Origin of the sequence: Streptosporangium nondiastaticum (assembly GCF_003011965.1) — a bacterium.
GTDB lineage: Bacteria > Actinomycetota > Actinomycetes > Streptomycetales > Streptomycetaceae > Streptomyces > Streptomyces nondiastaticus.
In genome coordinates this window covers 21,953-28,564 of sequence record NZ_PXWG01000081.1, presented here as the reverse complement: position 1 = coordinate 28,564, position 6,612 = coordinate 21,953, and the positions used below count along the sequence as shown (strand labels likewise).

The following is a 6,612-nucleotide window of genomic DNA, read 5'->3' as shown; positions in this document are numbered from 1 at the left end:
GCGGCCGCCCGCCCGGCCTGCGGCCGCCGCCGCGGGCCGCTGGCCGGCGCGGCGCTGCTCGATGAGCGAGACGGCGTTGTCCGGCAGCCAGGCGGAGGCCGTGCCGCTGTCGTCGCCCCCGCCGGAGGCGAAGAGGTGCGGGGCCAGCTCGGCCTGCAGGTCGGCGGGGCTGGGCCGGTGCTCGGCGGCCATCTGCATGCACGAGTCGATCAGGGGCCGCAGCTCGTCGGGCAGGCCGCTCAGGTCGGGGCCCTCGCGGAGGAGCATGAAGACCGTCTCCACGGGGTTCGCGCCGTGGAAGGGGGCGTGGCCGGTGGCCGCGAAGACGAGGGTGGAGCCGAGGGAGAAGATGTCGCTGGAGCCGGTGACGCTGCGGGAGTCCCGCGCCTGCTCGGGCGACATGTAGGCGGGCGTGCCGACGGCGACGTTGGTCATCGTCAGCCGGGTGTTGGAGACGCCGGAGGCGATGCCGAAGTCGATGACGCGCGGGCCGTCCTCCACCACCAGCACGTTCGACGGCTTCAGGTCGCGGTGGACGAGGCCGGCGCCGTGGATGGACTGCAGGGCCTCGGCGATGCCGGCCGCGAGCCAGCGCACGGCCTGGGCGGGCAGGGGCCCGCACTCGTTGACGATCTCTTCCAGGGAGGGCGCCGGCACGTAGGCGGTGGCGAGCCACGGCACGGCGGCGCGCGGGTCGGCGTCGACGACGGCGGCGGTGTAGAAGCCGCTGACCGCGCGGGCCGCCTCCACCTCGCGGGTGAAGCGGACCCGGAAGAGCTGGTCCTCGGCGAGCTCCGTGCGCACCGTCTTGATCGCCACCCGCCGGCCGGACGCCGAGCGGGCGAGATAGACCAGCCCCATGCCACCGGCACCGAGTCGGCCGAGCACCTCGAACGGGCCGATCCGTCTCGGGTCGTGCTGCGTAAGCTGCTCCACCACTGACCTGCCACCTCCCCGTCGGGGCTTGAAGGGTTTCAGCCCCGTGCAGCGTCTCACCGCGAATTATCCCGGGGTACGCATGCTGATTCTTCCTGGCGAACGACGCGGTGGCGAAACCGGGTCGCGCTTCACCTTCTCTCCACCACATGCGGAACGACTCGTCCCGCGCCTCCCACCCCCGCTTTCCGTGCGCGACCCGCCGCTGCCCCCGGGAGCTTCCGCCATGCCCCGCGGGGTGTGTCACGACTGCCACCGTAGCGGGCGGAGGCCGCATTCCGGCGGACCTGTGGACAACCGTGCGAAGGGTCTCCGGCGGGCGTTGTCCACAGCCTGTTGATAAGAGGATTCACCGGTACGGGCCAATCCCCGGCGATCTTCCAGGAGTCCCCCGCATACCCCCTGAGCTGGCCTTACACCCCACTTCAGACCCCTGCCCCCATTTGCATGCGGCCGGATCGCGCTCCGATCACCCCTCGGTAAGCTGACGGCATGACAGGACAAGTACGCACCGTCGACGGCCGCGTGGCCGGTCGGCGCGGCCAGGCGACGCGGCAGAAGCTGCTCGACTGCCTCAGCGAAATGCTCAGCTCCTCTCCCTACCGCGACGTCAAGGTCATCGACGTCGCCCGCAAGGCCGGCACCTCGCCCGCGACCTTCTACCAGTACTTCCCGGACGTCGAGGGCGCCGTCCTCGAGATCGCCGAGGAGATGGCGAAGGAGGGCGCGGGCCTGACCGCGCTCGTCGCCGGGCGCTCCTGGGTCGGCAAGTCCGGCTGGCAGGCCGCCGAGGAGCTCGTGGACGGCTTCCTCGGGTTCTGGCGCAAGCACGACGCCATCCTCCGGGTGGTCGACCTCGGGGCGGCCGAGGGCGACAAGCGGTTCTACAAGATCCGCATGAAGATCCTCAACGCCGTCACCAGCTCCCTCACGGACTCCGTCAAGGAGCTCCAGTCCAAGGGCAAGCTGGACAAGGACGTGAACCCCGCGGCGATCGCCGGGTCGCTCGTCGCCATGCTCGCCGCGGTGGCCTCGCATCAGAAGGGCTTCCAGAGCTGGGGCGTCAAACAGGCCGAGCTCAAGCCGAACCTCGCCCTCCTCGTCCACCTGGGCATCACGGGCAAGAAGCCGACGAAGTAGCGTCCGGCGGCTTCCAGCCCACTCCGGCGCCTCGCACGTCTGCGCGTCCGTACCCCCGCACGTCCTGTCATCGCAGCGGCGGGCCCCCACCGGCCGGGCCCGGAGGGGGCCCGCCGCCGTGATTTTCCCCTGCTACCGGCCCGTCACCGCCGCTCCAGCCGGAACAGCCGGATCTCCCGTTCCACGCGCGCCTGGTAGCGCGCGTACGGCGGCCAGAACGCCACCACGCCCGCCCACGCGGCCTCCCGCTCGGCGCCGCGCAGCAGCCGCGCCCGCACCGGCACGTCACCGCCCCTCCAGCTGATCTCCGCCTCGGGGTGCGCCAGCAGGTTCGCCGACCACGCAGGGTGACCGGGGCGCCCGAAGTTGCTCCCCACGAGCACCCACGCGACCGGAGGCGCGCCCCTCGGGCCCTCCGGCATGCAGGCGAGCGGCGTGCGCCGCGGCAGGCCGGTACGGGCGCCCGTCGACGTGAGCACCAGGCCGGGCAGCAGGCGGGTGCTGAGCAGCGTCCTGCCGCCCGTCAGCCGGTGCACCGCGCGGTCCAGGGCGGGGACGCAGTGCGGCGCGATCCTCGCGAACGTGCGGGTCGACGAGACCCTCTGCACCATGCGCTCCACGCGCTCCGCCGCGGCGCCCTTCACGGGGCCACCGCTTCCCGGTCCGTCCGCCCGGCAAACAGCCCGGCGAGCTCCGCGGCCCGGGCCCGCAGCCGGTCCGGGGGCCCGAAGAGCAGGCCGTCCGAAGCAGCCCGTTTGAAGTACAGCTGGATGTCGTGCTCCCACGTCACCCCGACACCTCCATGAAGCTGGACCGCCTCCGCGGCCACCGTTTGCAGCGTCTCCAGGGCCTGCGCGAGGGCGACTCCTGCGTCACCCTCGTCCCCGCCGGAACCGCCCGGGCCGCCCCGGCCGCCGGATCCGTCCGAGCCGCCCGAGCCGCCGGATCCACCTGAGCCGTCGTCCTGTGCGGCGGAGGCCGCCTCCCCTGCCGCCCACGCCGCGTAGTAGGCGGCGGAACGCGCGGCCTGCACGGACACGTACAGGTCGGCCAAGCGGTGCTTGACCGCCTGGAAGGACCCGATCGGCCGCCCGAACTGCTCACGCGTCCGCACGTGTTCGACCGTCCGTTCCAGCGCCCGGTCGGCCGCGCCGACGGCCTCCGCTGCCAGCATCGCCGCGACGCTCGTACCCAGCCGGGCCAGCGCCTCCGGCACCCCGCCGTCCGCGCCGCCGAGGAGGTCGGCCTCCGCGTCCCGCAGTTCGACACGCGCCTGCGGCCGCGTCTCGTCCAGGGCGGTCAGGCGCGTACGGCGCACCCCGCGGGCCACGCCGGGCCGGAGGACGAACAGCAGCGTGCGGCCGTGAACGTAACCGCCCGCCCGCGCAGCCACCAGCAGCAGCCCCGCACTGTGCCCGTCGAGGACCTGCGCCGCCTCCCCGTACAGCCGCCAGCCCCGCCCCTCCCCCGCCTGCCGCGCCTGGATGCCACCGGCCCTGCCGCCCCCGGCCCACGCGCCGTCCGGGGGCCCGGTGAGGCCGAACGCCGCGGGAAGCGAGGCGCAGGGCAGCGCGAGGGCCCCTGTCAGCTCGCCGGAGGCGATACGGGGCAGGAGCTCCGCCCGCTGCACGCGCGTGCCCAGAGCGGCGACCAGAGGGGCCACGAGGCCCGCCGTGGCGAGGAGCGGGGACGGCAGCAGCACCCGGCCCGTCTCCTCGCAGGCCAGTGCGAGCTCCGTGGGGCCGCAGCCCACGCCTCCGTAGTGCCGCTCGACGGCCAGCCCGGGCAGCCCCAGCTGCTCGGCCAGCTGCCGCCACAGCGGCTCGTCGTAGCCGGCGCGGGTACGGACAGCGGCGCGCAGCTCCTCCGATCCGCAGCGCTTGAGCAGCAGCTCGCGCAGGGTGCGCCGGATCTCGCCCTGCTCCTCGGTGAATGCGGCGTCCATGGGCAACACCCTCCCGGGATCTGACGGGCCGTCATACTAGGTGGGCGAACACGACTTTCCCAGACCTCATCTGATGTAGCGTCAGTTCATGACTGCCGTCCGCACTGCCGCGCACGCTGCCGCTCGCGCCGCCGTCCGAGGCACACGCAGGGTCGTCGTCGTCGGCGTCGCACTCTCGGACTGCGGGCGGGTCGACTCCGCCACGCCCTACGACCTGCACGCGCAGGCGGCCCGGCGCGCCCTCGCCGACTCCGGGCTCGCCAGGGCCTCCGTCGACGGCCTCGCCTCCGCCGGGCTGGGCACCCTGGCCCCCATGGAGATCGCCGACCACCTGGGGCTGCGTCCCATGTGGGCCGACTCGACCTCGGTCGGCGGCGCCACCTGGGAGGTCATGGCGGCCCACGCCGCCGACGCCATCGCCGCGGGCCACGCGAACGTCGTCCTCCTGGTCTACGGCTCCACCGCCCGCGCCGACCTCAAGGCCGGCCGCCGCACCGCCGCCCTCTCCTTGGGCGCGCGCGGCCCGCTGCAGTTCGAGGCGCCGTACGGGCACACGCTCATCGCCAAGTACGCCATGGCCGCACGCCGCCACATGCACGAGTACGGCACCACGCTTGAACAGTTTGCCGACATCGCCGTTCAAACCCGCGCCAACGCCTTTCACAACCCGCACGCCATGTACCGCGACCCGATCACCGTCGACGACGTCCTGGACGGCCCGCTGATCGCCGATCCGTTCACCAAGCTCCAGTGCTGCATCCGGTCCGACGGCGGGTGCGCCGTGCTCCTCGCGGGCGAGGACTACGCCGCGGACGCCGCCCGCCCGCCGGTGTGGGTGCTGGGTGCCGGTACGGCCGTGTCCCACACGGCGATGTCGGAGTGGGAGGACTTCACCGTCTCCCCCGCCGCACGCTCCGGGCGCCTGGCCTTCGAGCGCGCGGGGGTCACCCCCGCGGAGGTGGACGTGGCCGAGCTGTACGACGCGTTCACCTATATGACGCTGGTGACTCTGGAGGACCTCGGCTTCTGCGCCAAGGGCGAGGGCGGCGCTTTCGTGGAGCACGGCAGGCTGACCATCGGCGGCGGGCTTCCGGTCAACACCGACGGCGGCGGCCTCTCCGCCTGCCACCCCGGAATGCGGGGCCTGTTCCTTCTGGTCGAGGCCGTACGACAGCTGCGGGGCGAGGCCGAGGCGGGCCGCCAGGTCCACAGACGGGACGGGGAGCTCCCGAGGATCGCCGTGGCCTCGGGCACGGGCGGCTGGTTCTGCTCCGCGGGGACGCTGGTCCTTGCGCGGGACTGAGAGCGGCTGAGAGCGGCTGAGCGCGCCCGGCGCGCGGGCCCCTCACCCCACCGGGTTGGATGGCCCCATGAGCGACGCAGACGCATCCCGCGACACCCGTCAGCAGGACTTCCGCACCCTCCTGCGCTCCCTCCCCGTATGGGACACGGAGCTGCCGCACTTCGACCCCGCCACCGCCCCCGCCGATCCGCTGCCCCTCTTCCAGCAGTGGCTGACCGAGGCGGCCGCCGCCGGCTCCCCGGAGCCGCACACGATGACGCTCGCCACCGCCGACGCGGCCGGCCGCCCCTCCGTGCGGACCCTGATGCTCCACGACGCCGACGCAAGCGGCTGGCACTTCGCCACCCACCGCACGAGCCGCAAGGGCCGCGAGCTGGCCGCACGGCCGGAGGCGGCGCTGGGCTTCTACTGGCCCTCGGTGGGCCGCCAGGTCCGCGTCCAGGGCACGGTGACGGCCGCGGGCGCCGAGGAGAGCCGGGCGGACCTGGCCAAGCGCTCCACGGGCGCCCTGGCGGCAGCGCTCGTGGGCAGGCAGAGCGAGGTGCTCTCCTCATACGAGGAGCTGGAGCGGGCCTCGGACGCGGCCTGGGAACGAGCCCTCCGCGAGCCGGACGCTCCGGTCGCCGGCTGGACGCTCTACGTCCTGGAGGCGCAGGAGGTCGAGTTCTTCCAGGGCGACGCCCGGCGCCGCCACGTGCGCCTGAACTACCGCCGCAGCCCCTCCGCGGAAGGCGGCTGGTCGACCGAGCTGCTCTGGCCCTGAGCGGATGCCTGCGCGGGTGTGAAGACCGGCACGGAGAGGGGCGGCCGCCCTGCCGGCAGCGCCCCTTCCAGCCTCCGAAAGGTGACGGTGAGCGGCATACCGATGCGCAGTTCGCCCTCCTCGCAGCCGACTATTTCGGTCATCATCCGCGGACCTTCGGCGAGGTCCACCACAGCCGCCGTGTAGGGCAGCCGCCCGCCGAAGGGCGGCAGGTCGTTCACGTGGACCACTGACCAGGTGTAGAGCTCGGCCCGGCCGCTCGCCGCCTCCCAGACGACGTCCTCGCTCCAGCAGCGCGGGCAGAACTCCCGGGGATAGTGGTGCGCCTGCCCGCAGCCGGCCGCGCGGCACCGCCGTATGAGCAGCAGGCCCCGGTCCGCCGCCTCCCAGTAGGGAAGAGTGAAGACGTCGGCTTCCGGAACGTCGGATCGCGGGACGGCCGGCACAGGCGGCCGATTCGCGTGCAACGCCTCAACCTCCTTGCATTTCCGGGCCCCTTTCCGGGAATCAGCCCTGCCCCGGCCC

The 6,612-nt window shown here is 73.7% G+C and carries 7 protein-coding genes; 3 read left to right on the top strand and 4 right to left on the bottom strand.

Going from position 1 to position 6,612, the window contains the following annotated elements; translation table 11 throughout:
* A partial coding sequence (locus B7P34_RS23955) for a serine/threonine-protein kinase (RefSeq protein ID WP_189383003.1) occupies positions 1-939 on the bottom strand: 939 nt, incomplete at its 3' end.
* A 489-nt stretch (positions 940-1,428) separates the two neighbouring features.
* Here B7P34_RS23955 and B7P34_RS23950 point away from each other — a divergent pair.
* Positions 1,429-2,076, top strand: a complete 648-nt coding sequence (locus tag B7P34_RS23950) for a TetR family transcriptional regulator (protein ID WP_106679650.1) — start codon at positions 1,429-1,431, stop codon at positions 2,074-2,076.
* Between the two features lie 143 nt (positions 2,077-2,219).
* Here B7P34_RS23950 and B7P34_RS23945 read toward each other — a convergent pair whose 3' ends face one another.
* A complete protein-coding gene (locus B7P34_RS23945) occupies positions 2,220-2,720 on the bottom strand; it encodes a nitroreductase family deazaflavin-dependent oxidoreductase (protein ID WP_223268162.1) in 501 nt (166 codons plus the stop codon).
* Complete coding sequence (locus B7P34_RS23940; RefSeq protein ID WP_106679648.1) at positions 2,717-4,021, bottom strand: acyl-CoA dehydrogenase family protein; 1,305 nt, start codon at positions 4,019-4,021, stop codon at positions 2,717-2,719. The genes B7P34_RS23945 and B7P34_RS23940 overlap by 4 nt, the downstream gene beginning before the upstream one ends.
* Positions 4,022-4,109: 88 nt before the next feature.
* On the opposite strand from B7P34_RS23940, the gene B7P34_RS23935 reads away from it, so the two are divergent.
* Together B7P34_RS23935 and B7P34_RS23930 are read left to right on the top strand one after the other, a co-directional pair.
* On the top strand, positions 4,110-5,324 hold the full coding sequence (locus B7P34_RS23935; protein ID WP_106679647.1) for a thiolase C-terminal domain-containing protein: 1,215 nt from the start codon (positions 4,110-4,112) through the stop codon (positions 5,322-5,324).
* A 67-nt stretch (positions 5,325-5,391) separates the two neighbouring features.
* Positions 5,392-6,087, top strand: coding sequence for a pyridoxine/pyridoxamine 5'-phosphate oxidase (locus tag B7P34_RS23930; RefSeq protein ID WP_106679645.1), 696 nt, complete (start codon positions 5,392-5,394; stop codon positions 6,085-6,087).
* Here the strand turns inward: B7P34_RS23930 and B7P34_RS23925 are convergent.
* Positions 6,030-6,554, bottom strand: coding sequence for a Zn-ribbon domain-containing OB-fold protein (locus tag B7P34_RS23925; RefSeq protein ID WP_106679644.1), 525 nt, complete (start codon positions 6,552-6,554; stop codon positions 6,030-6,032). The two genes, B7P34_RS23930 and B7P34_RS23925, sit on opposite strands and share 58 nt — an antisense overlap.
* Positions 6,555-6,612: the final 58 nt, after the last annotated feature.